15 protein-coding genes are annotated in these 15,628 nt (G+C 64.2%); 7 read left to right on the forward strand and 8 right to left on the reverse strand.

What is annotated here, in order from left to right:
* Positions 1-357 precede the first annotated feature (357 nt).
* The 3 genes from dnaG to O7A60_RS22940 form a co-directional block, all read right to left on the reverse strand.
* Positions 358-2,313, reverse strand: a complete 1,956-nt coding sequence (gene dnaG / locus O7A60_RS22930; protein WP_337108112.1) for a DNA primase — start codon at positions 2,311-2,313, stop codon at positions 358-360.
* A gap of 108 nt (positions 2,314-2,421) precedes the next feature.
* Complete coding sequence (locus O7A60_RS22935; protein WP_337108113.1) at positions 2,422-2,787, reverse strand: helix-turn-helix transcriptional regulator; 366 nt, start codon at positions 2,785-2,787, stop codon at positions 2,422-2,424.
* A gap of 398 nt (positions 2,788-3,185) precedes the next feature.
* The gene (locus tag O7A60_RS22940; RefSeq protein WP_337108114.1) at positions 3,186-3,566 is read right to left on the reverse strand and encodes an RcnB family protein; all 381 of its coding nucleotides are present in this window, start codon (positions 3,564-3,566) and stop codon (positions 3,186-3,188) included.
* A gap of 380 nt (positions 3,567-3,946) precedes the next feature.
* Between O7A60_RS22940 and O7A60_RS22945 the strand changes: the two genes are divergently transcribed.
* From O7A60_RS22945 to O7A60_RS22960, 4 genes are all read left to right on the forward strand, one after another.
* The gene (locus O7A60_RS22945; protein ID WP_140505131.1) at positions 3,947-5,611 is read left to right on the forward strand and encodes a Na/Pi cotransporter family protein; all 1,665 of its coding nucleotides are present in this window, start codon (positions 3,947-3,949) and stop codon (positions 5,609-5,611) included.
* Between the two features lie 133 nt (positions 5,612-5,744).
* Complete coding sequence (locus O7A60_RS22950) at positions 5,745-5,954, forward strand: DUF2061 domain-containing protein (protein ID WP_027145762.1); 210 nt, start codon at positions 5,745-5,747, stop codon at positions 5,952-5,954.
* A gap of 115 nt (positions 5,955-6,069) precedes the next feature.
* On the forward strand, positions 6,070-7,254 hold the full coding sequence (locus O7A60_RS22955; protein WP_337108115.1) for an MFS transporter: 1,185 nt from the start codon (positions 6,070-6,072) through the stop codon (positions 7,252-7,254).
* Position 7,255: 1 nt separating this feature from the next.
* Entirely contained in the window at positions 7,256-8,293 is a 1,038-nt protein-coding gene (locus O7A60_RS22960; RefSeq protein WP_337108116.1) for a DmpA family aminopeptidase, read from the forward strand.
* Positions 8,294-8,295: 2 nt separating this feature from the next.
* Here O7A60_RS22960 and O7A60_RS22965 read toward each other — a convergent pair whose 3' ends face one another.
* Positions 8,296-8,853 carry a GNAT family N-acetyltransferase gene (locus tag O7A60_RS22965; RefSeq protein ID WP_337108117.1) on the reverse strand — a complete coding sequence of 186 codons (558 nt, stop codon included), beginning with the start codon at positions 8,851-8,853 and terminating at the stop codon, positions 8,296-8,298.
* A gap of 295 nt (positions 8,854-9,148) precedes the next feature.
* On the opposite strand from O7A60_RS22965, the gene O7A60_RS22970 reads away from it, so the two are divergent.
* Positions 9,149-10,129 (forward strand): hypothetical protein, encoded by a 981-nt coding sequence (locus O7A60_RS22970; RefSeq protein ID WP_337108118.1) that lies wholly within the window; start codon positions 9,149-9,151, stop codon positions 10,127-10,129.
* A 27-nt stretch (positions 10,130-10,156) separates the two neighbouring features.
* Here O7A60_RS22970 and O7A60_RS22975 read toward each other — a convergent pair whose 3' ends face one another.
* Positions 10,157-10,948: an alpha/beta fold hydrolase gene (locus O7A60_RS22975; protein WP_337108119.1), complete on the reverse strand. Its 792-nt coding sequence runs from the start codon at positions 10,946-10,948 to the stop codon at positions 10,157-10,159.
* 99 nt (positions 10,949-11,047) lie between these two features.
* On the opposite strand from O7A60_RS22975, the gene O7A60_RS22980 reads away from it, so the two are divergent.
* The gene (locus O7A60_RS22980) at positions 11,048-11,965 is read left to right on the forward strand and encodes a LysR family transcriptional regulator (protein ID WP_337108120.1); all 918 of its coding nucleotides are present in this window, start codon (positions 11,048-11,050) and stop codon (positions 11,963-11,965) included.
* Positions 11,966-12,029: 64 nt separating this feature from the next.
* Here the strand turns inward: O7A60_RS22980 and O7A60_RS22985 are convergent, their stop codons facing one another.
* Positions 12,030-12,479 (reverse strand): GatB/YqeY domain-containing protein, encoded by a 450-nt coding sequence (locus O7A60_RS22985; RefSeq protein WP_337108121.1) that lies wholly within the window; start codon positions 12,477-12,479, stop codon positions 12,030-12,032.
* A gap of 275 nt (positions 12,480-12,754) precedes the next feature.
* Here O7A60_RS22985 and carA point away from each other — a divergent pair, with 275 nt between their 5' ends.
* Complete coding sequence (gene carA, locus O7A60_RS22990) at positions 12,755-13,960, forward strand: glutamine-hydrolyzing carbamoyl-phosphate synthase small subunit (RefSeq protein ID WP_337108122.1); 1,206 nt, start codon at positions 12,755-12,757, stop codon at positions 13,958-13,960.
* A gap of 37 nt (positions 13,961-13,997) precedes the next feature.
* Here carA and O7A60_RS22995 read toward each other — a convergent pair whose 3' ends face one another.
* Both O7A60_RS22995 and O7A60_RS23000 read right to left on the reverse strand, forming a co-directional pair.
* Positions 13,998-14,219: a hypothetical protein gene (locus tag O7A60_RS22995; RefSeq protein ID WP_337108123.1), complete on the reverse strand. Its 222-nt coding sequence runs from the start codon at positions 14,217-14,219 to the stop codon at positions 13,998-14,000.
* Positions 14,216-15,481, reverse strand: a complete 1,266-nt coding sequence (locus O7A60_RS23000) for a TCR/Tet family MFS transporter (RefSeq protein ID WP_337108124.1) — start codon at positions 15,479-15,481, stop codon at positions 14,216-14,218. Before O7A60_RS23000 ends, O7A60_RS22995 begins: the two co-directional genes overlap by 4 nt.
* Positions 15,482-15,628: the final 147 nt, after the last annotated feature.

Consider the following 15,628-nt stretch of genomic DNA (forward strand, 5'->3'; position numbering starts at 1 on the left):
GCCCGTTTTTCTAAACGCGCTTCACCCGGCCCATGAGCTGCATCCACTCTTTTGTTTGGTGCATGCCGTTGCCCCAAAACCGGGTTCCACTCTTGGGCGGCATACATTAAGTCCAGATTAACCCTGATATCTGTGTCAGGCGGGCCGCCTGTCCAGTGATCAAGTACCTTGCATCGCTTGTTTCCCGTCGACGCGGGTGCGGGTTAACGTTTCGAATCGTCCTGATTCCGCCATTCTGTCCGAAGGTCAAGCGCCTCTGGCATGATTCGCATGAAAAAAGCGAATCAATTACCCGACTTAGCGCGCCTCGCCCCCAGGGGAAGCGTGGCCGCGCCTTCATTTCGCGCTCGCATGCACTTAGGCTCGCCCAGCCCTGCCCGACGAAACACCAAATCCTTCGATCAGCGCTTCCGTCGCTTGTACATCCTGAAATTGCGCCTGAATTTCGATCAGATGGCGGAAGTTTTCGTCCGAAGGATCCGCTTCGAGGGCCGCTTCCGCCTGTTTCAGCTCCTTATGTAAGGTGCGCGCGCTGCGCTGCAAGTGCAACGCCTGGTTCAGAGCGTCGCGGGCATCCTCGAGGGCCGCCGTCTCAAGTGCCGGCCATTGCCGCGCCCGCTTGATCAGGCCGACGGCGCGCTCCCAGATCTCGGCGCAGCCGGCGCGCTCGATCGTCGCCACCACGGCGTGGCGGTCATTGGCCATGTCATGCGCCATCGCGTCGAGGATGGCGGCGTGCAGACGCCTCAGGTCGGAATTGGCGAGGTCGAGGAACTCGACATGGGCGAAATTCTCGTCGATCAGCGCCGGGTGGTTGACCAATGCCACGATGATCGTCGCCTCGCGCACCGACATCCCCTCGCCGCGCCTGACCAGCGCCGACTGGCCGAGGCTTTCGGTGATCGCCATGCGCCCGCCGCCTGCCTTGGCGAATTGCCCGCCGGGTGCGGGCTTGCCCTGGCCGCGCTGACCGGGCCGGCCGCCATCCTGACGGCCTTGCCGCGCATTGCGCTGGGAGCCGAAGAAGCTCAGCACCCGCTCGCGCATTTCCTGCTGGTAGTGGTAGCGCGTGCTTTCGTCGCGGATGCGGCTGCTGAGTTCCCGCAGTGTCTGTCCCAATTCCGCCCGCCGCTCGGGCGTGTCGAAGACGCCGCCCGCCGTCTCGCGCATCCACAACAGGTCGACCAGCGGCCGCGCATCGGCCAGCACGGCGCGGAAGGCCTCCGGCCCCTCGGCCTTGACCAGATCGTCGGGATCCTTGCCTTCCGGCAGCAGCGCGAAGCGCGCCGAGCGTCCGGCCTGCACCGATGGCAGCGCCAGATCGGCGGCCCGCCAGGCCGCCTTCAGCCCGGCCTTGTCGCCGTCGAAGCACAGCATCGGCTCCGGCGCCATGCGCCACAACAGTTCGAGCTGGTTTTCGGTGAGCGCGGTGCCGAGCGGCGCCACGACATTCTCGAAGCCCGCCTGCGCCAGCGCGATCACGTCCATGTAGCCTTCGACCGCGATGACCGTGCCGCCCTTGGCCAGAGCCCCCTTTGACAGGGCTTGCCGGGCGCGGGCGAAATTGTAGAGCACGTTACCCTTGTGGAAGAGCTCGGTATCGGGCGAGTTCATGTATTTGGCGAGCGCGTCGGGAGCCAGCGCGCGGCCGCCGAAGGCGATGATCTTGCCGCGCGAATCCGGGATCGGGAACATGATGCGGTCGCGGAACCAGTCATAGGAGACCGGAATGTCGTCGCCATGGCGCACCAGCCCGCAGGCCTCGATATCGCCTTTCGGCACACCCTTGGCCGCCAGATGCTCCTTCAGCGCATTGCGGCTGTCGGGCGCGAAGCCGAGCCGGAACGACTGCTGTGTCGCCGGCGTCAGCCCGCGATCGCGCAGATAGGCGCGGGCCTTGGCACCCTCGGGCCCTTGCAGGCGCTCCTGGAAAAAGGCGGTCGCCATCTCCATGACATCGGTCAGGCTGGCGCGTTCCTGCTCGCGCCGCTCTTCCTGTGCGTCGCGAACCGGCATCGGCACGCCGGCCATGTCGGCGATCTTCTCGACCGCCTCGGGAAAACTCAGTCCTTCGAGCTCGGTCAGGAATTTGAAATGGTCGCCCGAGACCGAGCAGCCGAAACAGTGGTAACGGCCCTTCTTGTCCTCGCAGTGGAAGGACGGGCTCTTCTCGCCATGGAACGGACAGCAGGCCCAATAGTCGCCGCGCGACGTATTGGTCTTCTTGCGATCCCACGCAACGCGCTGGCCGATGACCTGCGAAATCGGCACGCGGTCGCGTATCTCGTCAAGGAAGGCGGGCGGAAATCGCATCGGGGAACTCGTTTCGTCACCATATAATCATGCCCGCGATTTCAGACGACCGCCAATAGAGGCCATACCCGGTTTCCACAGGGCAAGGCGACCCCGCTGTACCGCCGGTCAGTCGCCGTCGTCGACCAAACTCTCGATCGGCAATTCGAGAGCACGGGCAATCCGCAGCCAAAGCGTGACGTCCCCACCGCGCTTTCCGTTCTCGATATCCGAAAGATAGTTCTGGGTCACGCCCACGGAGGCAGCGAGAACGGCCTGGGTCTGCTTGCGGTATCTGCGCCAAAAAGCGAGCGGAGAGACCGCGCCGACAAGTGCTCGTGCTTCATCGGGCGTAAGACCGGGAAGCTGCCCGGCACGAAACCCGCCAAGCGCCTGCGCATGCTCCAGCGATTCACGAAGAGCTTCCAGTTCGCTGCGAGGCAGGATGGCCAGTTCCTCGCCACCTGGCGTCGTGACATAGGCGACGTTGTTCATCCCGGCATTTCCTTCAATCATATACCGATCCACGCGGTCCGATCTTGGTCACGATGATCTCTTGATCCGTCTCTTCGAAGATCACGCGATAGCCGCCGACCCTTTAAGCGCAGCGCCGACGATCCCTGCAAGGCCTTGACGCTGTTTGCAAGTGTACTCGCGTCCCTGGCATAGGTTTCGATCTTCGATAAATCCTCTCGGCATCGACCCGATGCTTTCGCAACGCTTTTGCCGCCAAGGGTAGAAGTACGACCCGCTTCACCGTCTAAATATCGCATATTGTGATATTTTCAGCAAGGTGGGTCGGCATGAGACTGGATAGGACGAGCCAAAAGAAGGCGACCCTTGCGGGCCGCCTGCTATCGAAAGGCCGGCGACATGCCGGCTATCGTAGATGACTACTGCGCGGCAAGCGCGCCGAAGATGACGCCGGAGAGGATGCCGACCAGCACATAGTCATTGCCGACGCGGATCCATTCCTGGCCGCGGCCGGGACGATGCAGGCCGTAGCGGCCATAATCGCGGATCGGCTGGTGCTGCCTCCAGCCGGAATATTTCTGGCCGTTGCGCCAGTGGTTCCGCTTCACGATCACTTTCTTCTGGACGAACCGCTTCTGGATGACGCGCTTCTTGACATCCCGGTTGGCGGGCTTCTGCCAGTCGACCTTGGCGTAGTTCGACTGCGGCGCCACTGGCGCGTTCATCGGCGCTGCCTGGCCGGTGAGCGAGGTGGCGGCCAGCATCGAGAAGGCGAGAGCGGAAAGGACAATGCGTTTCATCAGAAGTCTCCTTGGTTGTCGATGCCCAGGGGAATAGCGGCCAGGGGATGAACCGAAACTGAACGCCAGCATTACAATTATGTAATGAATTCCGCCGGTTAATCCAAAGATTTGAACATCATCGCAAAGAAGGGCGCCAAAAGCGTCGCGGATCCGGCCGAATCCACGGCTTAGGACCATGCAACCATTTGCGGGCCCGTCCATTTTCCGACACCGGCTGTCGCCTCGCGGCGGCCCTTGAAATCGACAAATTTTTATTATCCGGCTAAAATATTCCGGCTATATTCCAAGGCTGACATGACCATGATTCGTGCCCTCGTCTTCGCCCCCTGTCGCCATGCTGCCCGAAGCGTGGGCCATGCCCGCGCGCAGGCGCGGCGATGAGCGGCTCGGTCGTCCTTCTGCATCTGGCCGGCGCGGTCGCGCTGATGCTGTTTGCCACCCGCATGGTCAAGACCGGCGTCGAACGCGCCTATGGCGACGTGCTGCGTCATCGTCTGCGGGCCACCATGCGCAATCCGATCATGGCGGTGCTGGCCGGCACCGGCCTTGCGATCGCGCTGCAAAGCTCGACCGCCGTCACCTTGCTGGTCGGCTCCTTCGCCGGTTCCGGCATCGTCTCGGGCGCCGCCGGCCAGTTGGCCGTGCGTGGCGCCGAGATCGGCTCGGCTCTGGTGGTCAAGCTGCTGACCTTCGATCTCACGCTGCTGGTGCCGCTCTGCCTGACATCAGGCACGGTGATGTTCATGGCCACCGAGCGGCGCGACTGGCGCCAGATCGGCCGCATCCTGGTCGGCATAGGCCTCTTGATCCTGTCCCTCGAAATGATCGGCCAGGCGTCCGAGCCGCTGCGCAACAGCCAGTTGCTGCCGGTCATCCTCAATTACTTCTCCACCGATTCCATCACCGCCTACCTGCTGGCGGCAATGATCACCTGGCTGTTCCAGTCGAGCATCGCGGCGGTGCTGTTGATGGCCACGCTGGCCGGCCGCGGTCTGATCAGCCCCGAACTCGGCCTCGTCCTCATCCTTGGGGTCAATCTCGGTTCATCGCTCATCGCGCCGATGCTGACACGCTCGGCCAGCCCCGAAGTCCGCGTCGTGCCGGTCGGCAACCTCCTGATGCGCGGGCTGGGCTCGCTGGTCATGCTGATCCTGTTCATGATCTTCCGGCCGCATGTCGCCTTCCTCGGCCCGACGGCGGCCGATCAGATCGTCAACGCCCATATCCTGTTCAACGTGATCATCCTGCTCGCCGGCCTGCCGCTGGCCGGTTTGGTCTACCGAGCCTCCGAAAGGATCGTGGCACTCGGAGCCAAGCCGGCGCCGGCCGCCACGCTCGACGTCGTCGAACTGTCGGCGCTCAACGAAAGCGCGCTCGATGTGCCGAGCCAGGCTCTGGCCAACGCCACACGCGAGGTGGTGCGGGTCTGCGAGACGGTCGAAATCATGCTCAAGCGTATCATCGAACTCTATGAGGACGCCGACTCGGACAAGATCAAGGCGCTGGCGGCGCTCGACGACCGTGTCGACCGCAGGCACGCGGCCATAAAGCTCTACCTCGCCAAGGTCACGAGGAACCCGATGACCGAAGACGAGGCGCTGCGCTGCCAGGAGCTGATCGGCGCCTGCGTCAAGCTCGAGCAGGTCGGCGACATCGTCGTGCGCAACATGCTGGTCCATGTGAAGAAGAAATTCGAACGCGGGCTGGAATTCACTGACGAAGGCTGGAGCGAATTGTGCGCCTTCCACGCCTCGGTGCTGGCCAATGCCCGGCTTGCCTTCAACGTGCTGGTCTCGCGCGATGCCGAAACCGCACGCCAGCTGGTGCTGGAGAAGGACCAGCTGCGCGACCGCGAAAAAGAAACCAGCGCCAGCCATTTCCTGCGGCTGCGCGAAGGCACCGCCAAAAGCGTCGAAACCAGTTCGATCCACCTCGATACCATCCGCGACCTGAAGCAGATCAACTCGCTGCTGGCCTCGATGGCCTATCCCGTGCTGGAAGAGCGCGGCCTGCTCACGGGGTCACGGCTGAAGGCCAGCTAGGCGACAACGATTCGCCGCGGCGGCATCCACCTTGGCAACAAGGGGTAGGCATTCCAGCCGTGAACGGCCAAATTAGTCTTTGCTTAACCACCCATCCGTCGGCTAAGAATCCGTTTCCACCGGGAGGAAATCGATGGAAACCCATTCGCGCAGTTTCGCCAAGGCGCTTTCCTGGCGGGTGACCGGCACCATCGATACGATGATAATCTCGCTGGTGGTGACCGGAAGCGTCAAGATTGCGGCCGCCATCGGTGTAACGGAGGTCTTCACCAAGTCGCTGCTTTATTATTTTCACGAGCGGGCGTGGCTGAAGGTTCCTTACGGACGTAAGTCCGTGACCTGACGGGACCGGTGCCCAACGGATCTGGTCAAGAAAAGCTAAAGCGACCGTGACAATTTCTGGATTGCCTGCCCGGGCTATCCATGGTTTGAGCCCTGTATTTCGGGGGTTTCTGCTCATGTCGCTGCCGCTCATCGCCCTGTTCATCGCCGCCTTCGCTTTCGGCACCACCGAATTCGTCATCGCCGGCGTGCTGCCGCAGGTGGCGCAAGGGCTTGGCGTTTCGGTTCCTTCCGCCGGCTATCTCGTCTCCGGCTATGCCTGCGGCATCGCCATCGGCGGCCCGCTGCTGGCGCTCGCCACCAAGTCCTTGCCGCGCAAGACCTTGCTGCTCGGCCTCGCCGTCGCCTTCACCCTGGGCCAGGCGGCCTGCGCGCTGGCGCCCGACTTCACCTCGATGCTGTTGCTGCGCATTGCCGTGGCAGTCGCGCATGGCGCCTATTTCGGCGTCGCCATGGTGGTCGCCGTCGGCCTGGTGCGCGAGGATCAGCGTGGCATGGCGGTCGCCGTCATCCTGTCGGGCCTCACCGTCTCCAACGTCATCGGCGTGCCGGCCGGCACCGCCATTGGCAACATCTGGGGCTGGCGCGCGACCTTCTGGGTGATGGGCGCACTGGGCGTGGCGGCAACTCTGGCCATGGCGGCCCTGTTGCCGCGCACGACCGGATATCAGGCCAAGGCGGCGAGCCTAGCCAGCGAGGTCCGCGTGCTGGCGCGCCAGCAGGTCTGGACCTCGCTGATCCTGATGCTGATGCTGATGCTCGGCCAGTTCTGCCTGTTCACCTACATCACCCCGACGCTGCTGGAGGTGACAGGGCTCGACGAAAACCTGGTGCCCTGGGTGCTGCTGCTCAACGGCGTCGGCGCCACGCTTGGCGTCTTCCTCGGCGGCAAACTGTCGGACTGGAAACTGATGCCGTCGCTGATCACCATGCTCGCCCTGCAGGCGGTGACGCTGGCCGTCATATATGCCGTCAGCCCCTACCCCGTGCCGATGGTTGTCGCGATCATCGTCTGGGGCGGTCTCAACTTCGCCATCGGCACCCCGATCCAGACCCGCATCCTGTCCTGGACGGCCGACGCCTCCGGCCTCGCCGCGTCGCTCATTCCGTCCGGCTTCAATATCGGCATCGCGCTGGCCGCGTCGCTCGGCGCCGCCATGCTCAATGCCGGCTACGGCTATCGCAGCTTGCCGGTTGTTGGCGCGTTTGCCATGCTGGTCGCCGTGATTGTGGCTGTCCTCTCCCATCTTTGGGAACGGCGCAGCGACATCAGCCCGCCGGTACCGGCCGCCGCCGAATAACATGGCAAGGACTGTCGCCGATTTCGGCCTGACCTGCGGCACCTTGCCGACGGGCACGCACAACGCGATCACCGACGTGCCTGGCGTGCGCGTCGGTCACTGCACGCTGCGCGACGGCGACATCAACACCGGCGTGACCGCGATCCTGCCGCATGGCGGAAACCTGTTCCGCGGCAAGGTGATGGCGGCAAGCCATGTCATCAACGGCTTCGGCAAGACGGTCGGGCTGACGCAGGTGCAGGAACTCGGCACCATCGAGACGCCCGTTCTCTTGACCAACACGCTCTCGGTCGGCACCTGCGCCACGGCGCTGATCCGTGACGCCATCCGCCAGAACCCGGATATCGGCCGCACCACCGGAACGGTCAATCCGGTGGTCGGTGAATGCAATGACGGTGCGCTGAACGACATCCAGGCCCTGGCGATATCGGAGGAGCATGCCCTTGCCGCGTTGGCGGATGCCCGTGAGGGCGCGGTCGAGCAGGGCAATGTCGGCGCCGGAACGGGAATGAGCTGCTTCGGCTTCAAGGGTGGCATAGGCTCGGCTTCCAGGAAGATCGCGCTTGGCGAGGGACATAATCTTGGCGTCCTCGTCCTGTCGAATTTCGGCAGGCCCGGCGACCTCGTCCTGCCCGATGGACGCCGGCCCGACCCCAGGCGGCAGGCCGAGGCCGAACGCGGCTCGATCATGATCGTTCTGGCGACGGACGTGCCGCTCGAACACCGCCAGCTCAAGCGCGTGGCGCGCCGCACTGGGGCTGGCATCGCCAGGCTTGGCTCCTTCTGGGGCAATGGCAGCGGCGACATAGCCATTGCCTTCAGCACCGGCAACCCGGTCGACCACGATGAAACCCGCGATCTGGTGCCGCTGGTCGCGCTCAACGAAGCACGCATCGACATTCTCTTCCGGGCGGCGGCGGAAGCGACGCAGGAGGCGGTGCTGAATTCCATGCTCTCCGCCGAGGCTTTCACCGGCAGGGCCGGCGCGCACCGCGCATCGCTCGCCGACTGGCTGCGCGACCAGGCCGAAAGGCGATAGGCCTACAGCTCGATCCGGAACCGCAGGCTCTCCGCCCCGCCATAGGCGGCGTCCTCGACGAAGCGCTCGACGAGCTTGCCGCCATTGGCCAGGATCACCTTGTGCGAGGCCGGATTGCCCGGCTTGGCGGTGATCACGACATAGGGCAGGCCGACCGCCCTCGCCTCGTCCAGCATCAGCCGCAACGCTTCGGTGGCGTAGCCGCGCCGCCGCTTCCACGGCACCACCGCGTAGCCGATATGGCCAAGCACGTGCGGCGGCAGTTCCGCCGTGCCCTTCTGCCAGCGAAAGCCGATCGAGCCCGACGCCTCGCCGTCCCAGATCCAGCGGCGGAAGCCCGGCAGGCGCGGCACCTGCGTGCCGTCGGGCAAGGCGATGGGCGGCCCTTTGGCCTCGGGATCATCGAGGTCGGCGAGGAACGCCATGGGATTTTCTTCTATGGCCGCGAGCTGCTCGCGCGTCGCCTCCAGGAGCCGCACATTGTCCGGCGACCAGCCGCGCTCGAGCGCCGCCTTGTAGGACGGCAGATGTTCAAGCGCCGGTTTCACGATCTCGACCATGATCGATGCCTCCTGATAAATGAGGCAGGCATAACCTTCGACAGCAGGGCGCTCAAGCCGGCTGGAAGCGCAATCCGGGCGGATCGAAAATTGGGGACGTTTGCAGGCCTCCGCCCCAAGCCTTGGCCCGGCATGGCAGCTTATGGATGGTTGCGCGTCGGCCTGGTCTCTTCGCGCATACTTGCCGACGCGCTAAACAAGATGTGTTTCGCCTTGACGACACCCCGCGTCTTATGATCGTCCTCTGGTGATTCCGCGGGGAATCACAAAGGGCTTCGGCAGGAGAATGGGTACGGTGCGGTTGAGATCTGTCCCGCTGGGTGTCGTCGCCCTCAGTCTTCTTGTCATCATCGTTGCCTTAATGGCATCGGCCCGGTCCTTTGCCGCGCCATCCGCCATTCCGGCCTGGCTGGAGGCCCATGTCGGCAACGGCGATGGCCAGATCTCACAAGTCGTGCTGGAGCGGGCACGCGCGCTTTACCTGAAGAAGGTGGCGCAGGGCGCCGTCCGGAACCCCTGCTACTTCGCCATGGATGCCACCCGTCCCGGCGATCTGGGCAATGGCGTGCTCGGGCGCCGCTACTATGTCGTATGCGAAGCCAGCCAGTCGTTTCGCGCGATTTCGTCGGGTCACGGCGGCGGCCGGAACCTGAAAGGCACCGTCGATTTTTCGAACGGCAGGCGCTGCGCGAAGAACTTCGGCAATGCCATGGATTCGGAACTGACCGCCGGCGGCGCCTACATGACCCGCGAAGCGAAAACCTCGTTCAAGGGCTTTTATCGCACCGGCGCGAAACAGGACGTGGCTTTCCAGCGCACCTTCATCCAGTTCGACGGTGAAGGCGAAGTCGCCAACGCAAGGCAGCGCGTGATCGGCGGCCACGCGGCGCAAGTGCTGCGCACCATGTGCATGCGCAAGACCCCGAACAGTTCCTATGCCGACCATGACGGCTTCGTGCCGTTCGGCAAACTGGTGGACTATGCCGGCGGCCGCAGCAATGGTTGCACCAGCTGGTCGCCGGCCGATGCCGCGCAACTCATCTCGATGGTGAAGGACAATCCGACGACGCTCTACATCTATCCGGAATCGCGCGATATCGCCGCCGTTGCCAGCGGCCGTTCCGCTTCAGGCACCTACTGGAACGCATCGTGCCTGAAGGAAATCGGCAAGCCGAAATTCTGGCCGCGAAAAATGCTCGAGCCTGTCATCGCCCAGTACAAGAAGGATCATCCCGCACCACCTGCGCAGCCGCTGCCGATCTGCAAGGAGCCGTGAGACGTACCCACGGCGCCCTGCTCCGGCTCAGCGCAGGAAATCGAGCACGGCCTGCATGAACTCGGCGGGGTATTCCACGTTCGACAGGTGGACCGCGGGCAGCACGACAAGCTTCGCCCCGGGGACAGCGGCCGCGATCAGTTCGCTATGGCTCGCCGCCGTCACCGTGTCGTGCTCGCCGGCGATCACCAGTGTCGGCCGGGAGATCAGCGCCACCGTGCGGCGAAGGTCGGCATCGCGAACCGCCGCGAACAGGCCGGCCAGGCCTTGCCGGTCGATCGCAAGCAGCATAGCGCGGAATTCCTCGATGAGGGGTTCGTTGGCCGCCACCATGTCCGCGGGGAACCAGTTGTTGAGGAACACGTCGGCGGTTTCCGACATGTCCGGCGCCTGTCGCACGACGGCAATCCGCTCGTCGAAATAACTTGCCGGCCCGAGATGGGACGAGGTGTTGCTCAGGATCAGCCGGTCGATCCGCTCGGGCGCGTGGATGCCGAGCCACTGCCCGACGAAACCGCCCAGCGACAGGCCGAGGAAATGCACGCGCCCAAGGCCGAGCGCATCGATGAGTTCGATCACATCGCGGCCAAGCCGGTCGAGTGAATAGGCGCCGACTGGCGTGCTCGACCCGCCATGGCCGCGAAAGTCGTAGCGCAGAACGCGGAAATGTCTGGACAACTCGCCGACCTGCCCATCCCACATATGCAGCATGGTGGCGATCGAGTTGGACAGCACCAGCACAGGCTTCCCGGCGTCGCCGTCGAAGCGGTAGGCGATGCGCGTGCCGTCGCCGACAGTCACGAAATTCAGCTCACTCATGATGAAATCCTCTTGGAACGTTGAATGAGGCAAAACGTAGCTGTGGCCGTGTTTTGGTGATATTACAAAGATAGGACAATCTCTGTAATCAAAGCTGACATGGCCGACTTCACCTTGCACGATCTCCAGTGCTTCGACGCCGTGATCCGCACCGGGGGCTTTCAGCCGGCCGCGGCCATGCTCCACCGCTCGCATCCGGCGGTGTTCGCCGCCGTCGCCAGGCTCGAACGCCAGCTCGACCTCGTCCTGCTCGATCGCAGCGGCTACCGTGTGCGTGCGACCAAAGCGGGGCTGTCGTTCCATCGGCGCGCGCAATCGATGCTGCGCGAACTGGAAGGCCTGCGCGTCCATGCCGCCCAGCTGTCGATGGGCGAGGAAAGCGAAATCCACGTCGTGCTCGGCGACATCTGCCCGCGCCCGCAGGTACTGGGCATGCTCGGGCGGTTCTTCGCCCAGTGCCCCGGCACCCGGCTGCATCTCCATTTCGAGGCCGTCGGCGGCCCGTGGGAGCGCCTTTTCGACGACAAGGCCGATCTCATCCTGCACTGGATCGACAAGGGTGATGCGCGGGTGGAATGGATCGACCTCAGCAAGGTGCCGTTCATTCCCGTGGTGGCGCCGGGCTTCCTGCCCGAGCGCATCGAACGACCGATCACACTGGAGAAGATGCAGGCGTTCACGCAATGCGTGATGCGCGACACCGCCCTGCATTCGCCACGACAGGACTATTTCGTGGTCGAGGGCGCGCCGCAATGCCTGGTCCCCGATCAAGCGATGAAGAAGGAAATCATCCTGCAAGGGCTCGGCTGGGGCCACCTGCCCCGCTTCCTGATCGCGGAAGAGCTGCGCGGGGGACAGCTACTATCGATTGCCGGCAGTCATCTGCCGGGCCGCACCGACGAATTGGTGGTGGCGCGCCGCCGCGACCGGCCGCACGGCCCGATCGCCAACCGCCTGTGGGACCATCTCCAGCAGGAAGCGCCGGCATTGCGCCGCGCGTTGGAGCCTCGGGCCTAATAGCGAGCCGCGGCTTGGCGTCGAGTGGGCCGTGTTGGAAGCCGCTGACGCGACGGTAAAAGCCCTACTGCAGCAACCCCTTGACGATGCCGCTCGCCTTGCCGAAATCCATCTGGCCGGCATATTTCTGCTTCAGCGCGGCAATCACCTTGCCCATGTCCTTCTGGCTGGCCGCACCGGTCTCCGCAATTGCCTCGCGCGCCGCCGCCGCGACTGCCGCATCGTCGAGCTGCGTCGGCAGGAAGCCACGGATGATCTCCATCTCGCCGCGTTCCTGCGCCGCCAGTTCCGGCCGCTTGCCGTCCTCGAATGCCTTGGCCGATTCCTCGCGCTGCTTCACCATCTTGGCCAGGATCTGCAGGATTTCCTCATCGCTGGCGGGTTCCTTGCCGGCACCGCGATTGGCGATGTCGCGGTCGTGGATGGCGGTCTGGATCAGCCGCAATGTCGGCAGCCGGTGCTTGTCCTGCGCCTTCATCGCGGTCTTCAGGGATTCGGCGATTTTCGCGCGCATTGCTCTCTCTCCTTCGGTCGGCGCGGACAATAGCGCCGGGGACAGGCCAACGCAAACCCTGATATGCCAGGGCAAGCCTATGATATTCCTCAATGAAATAAATCGCGACGGCATTTGGCATGATCATTGACCGCCCTGCTCCCTTCCCCTATGTACTGGGCCTTGCATGAACTGAAGCTTGGGTGCGTGGAGGCTGCGAATTCGCCGCTTCGCGCCGTTTGCCGCGCGAAGGCCCGCCGGGCTATGGAAGCGCGCGGCCTGATAGGAGTGCCGCCATGGCCGAGATGACGCCCGCCTGGGCCACTGAAAAGCCTACCGCCCTTCTGGTGTTGGCGGACGGTACCGTCATCGAGGGTCGCGGCCTCGGCGCCACCGGCTCCGCCGTCGCCGAAGTCTGCTTCAACACCGCACTCACCGGCTACCAGGAAATCCTCACCGACCCGTCCTATGCCGGCCAGATCGTCACCTTCACCTTCCCGCATATCGGCAACATCGGCACCAATGGCGAGGACATCGAAGACCTCAACCCGGCCGCCCGCGCCGGCGCTGTCGGCGCCGTGTTCAAGGCCGATGTCACCAACCCGTCCAATTACCGCACGGCCGGCCACCTCGATCAGTGGCTGAAGAAGCGCGGCATCGTCGCGCTCTCGGGCATCGACACCCGCGCGCTCACCGCGCTGATCCGCGAAAAGGGCATGCCCAACGCCGTCATCGCGCATGCACCGGATGGCGTCTTCGACCTCGACGATCTGAAGCGGCGCGCCGCCGCATGGTCGGGCCTGATCGGGCTCGATCTCGCCAAGGAGGTCACGTCGGGCCAGTCCTCGGTCTGGCGCGAGACGCCATGGGTGTGGAACGAGGGCTTTGGCGAACAGGCCGAGCCTTCGCTGCATGTCGTCGCCATCGACTACGGCGTCAAGCGCAACATCTTGCGGCTGCTTGCCGGCCTCGGCGCCAAGGTCACCGTCGTTCCCGCCAAGACCGACGCGGAAGAAATTCTCGCCATGCAGCCCGACGGCATCTTTCTCTCCAACGGCCCCGGCGATCCGGAAGCCACCGGCGGCTATGCCGTGCCGGTCATCCAGGATCTGCTCAAGACCGACATTCCGGTGTTCGGCATCTGCCTTGGCCATCAGATGCTGGCGCTGGCGCTGGGCGGCAAGACCGCCAAGATGCACCAGGGCCATCACGGCGCCAATCATCCGGTCAAGGATCACACAACGGGCAAGGTCGAGATCGTCTCGATGAACCATGGCTTTGCCGTCGATGCCGACTCGCTGCCCGCGGGCGTCGAGGAAACCCATGTCTCGCTGTTCGACGGCTCGAACTGCGGCATCGCGCTGACCGGCCATCCGGTGTTCTCGGTCCAGCATCACCCCGAGGCCTCGCCCGGGCCGCAGGATTCGCACTATCTGTTCCGCCGCTTCGTCAACCTGATCCGCCAGAAACGCGGCGAGGAATTGCTGGTGGAGCGGGCTTAAGAGGCGTTCTCGCGCCTCCGTCGCAAACGCTCCAAACTTACGCCACCGGCCGGCCCTCGTTGGCCTCCCGGATTGCAAACGATTGCTGGCGGTCGAGATTGATCTCCAGCGCCTTGGGCATCGCGGCCACCCGTCTCGGCTTCATCGAACCGAGCACCGGCACCAGCCGGATGGCGCAGTAGCCAAGTGATGGCGACGGTCGCAAGATCGCCGGCGCCGGCGACACGCCGTCGGCGGTCAGCACGGATGTGATTGTCATGCCTGTGCTCCATCCTCGGCCACGTCGGTCGAGGTGCTGCTGAGTGGCGACGGTCTCGCCACCTTGGTGACGAAGACGATGACCGCCAGCATCAGGAAGCACGCGCCGACCAGATAGGGCGCGCCGCCGAAGGTGACAGGCGCGCTTGGCCCGGTGAACCAGGAAAAGATCGCGGTATAGAGCAGTGGCGTGATGATCGAGGTGATCGAGAAGATCGAGGTCATCGCGCCTTGCAACTCGCCCTGTGCCGAAGGCGGCACCTTGGCGGCGGCGAGGCTTCTGAGCGGCGGATCGGCCAGCGCTTCCAGGCAGCCGACGACGATCACCGCATAGACCATCCAGCCTTGCGAGGCGAAGGCATAGCCGAAGGCGCTGGCCGCCGTGAACGTCAGGCCGATGACCGCCGTTCTCCACTCGCCGAGCCTGGGGATGACGCGCGGCAGCACCGTGCCCATGACGATCGCGCCGCACAGGCCGAAAGCGCCGAGCGAAAAGCCGATCTGCTGCTCGCTCCAGCCATAACGGTAGTTGGAGACGAACGACCACACCGCCGGATACATCATGTGGCCGAGCGTCATCAGGAAGAAGACCAGCCCGATCCAGGCGATGCCTTGATACTGGCGCATCTGCAGGAGCGTGCCGACCGGGTTGGCGCGTTTCCATTCGAAGCGGCGGCGATGCTTTTCATCGAGCGTTTCGGGCAGGAAGAACATCGCGATCAGGAAGTTCACGAAGGCCAGCCCGGCGGCGCAAAAGAACGGCACGCGCGGGCCGAATGTGCCGAGCAGGCCGCCCAGCACCGGCCCGATGACGAAACCGACGCCGAACGCAATGCCGAGCAGGCCGAAATTCTTCGCCCGGTTCTCGTCGTTCGAAATGTCGGCGATGAAGGCCGACGTCGTCGAATAGCTGGCGCCCGAAATGCCGGCGAGCACACGCCCGATGAACAGCATCGGATAGGACCAGGCGATCGCGCAGATTAAATTGTCGATGGAAAAGGTCAGCACCGAGGCGAGCAGGATCGGCCGCCGCCCGAACCGGTCGCTCAGGCCGCCCATGATGGGCGCGAAGAAGAACTGCATGGCAGCATAGACGAAGAACAGCCAGCCGCCCTCGATCGCTGCTTCGCTGATGCCGACGCCGGTCAATTCCCTGAGAAAAGCTGGCAGCACCGGCATGATCATGCCGAAGCCGATAATGTCGAGCAGCAGCGTGGTGAAAACGAGCGCAAGGCCCCGCCTGGCGGTCTTGGGGTCGATCATGATGGTCAAGCTCCTCTGGCCGCCCTGGGGCGCGGGTGGACGCACCTTATAGGCGAGCCGGCGAAAAGGAACAATGCGGGAACAGGCAGGAAGCTTTGATCCTGACACTCCCTGACGGCGTGTTAGCGGTCAGGGAGGGCAGGGAAA

Origin of the sequence: Mesorhizobium salmacidum (SeqCode) (genome assembly GCF_037179605.1) — a bacterium.
Lineage (GTDB): Bacteria > Pseudomonadota > Alphaproteobacteria > Rhizobiales > Rhizobiaceae > Mesorhizobium > Mesorhizobium salmacidum.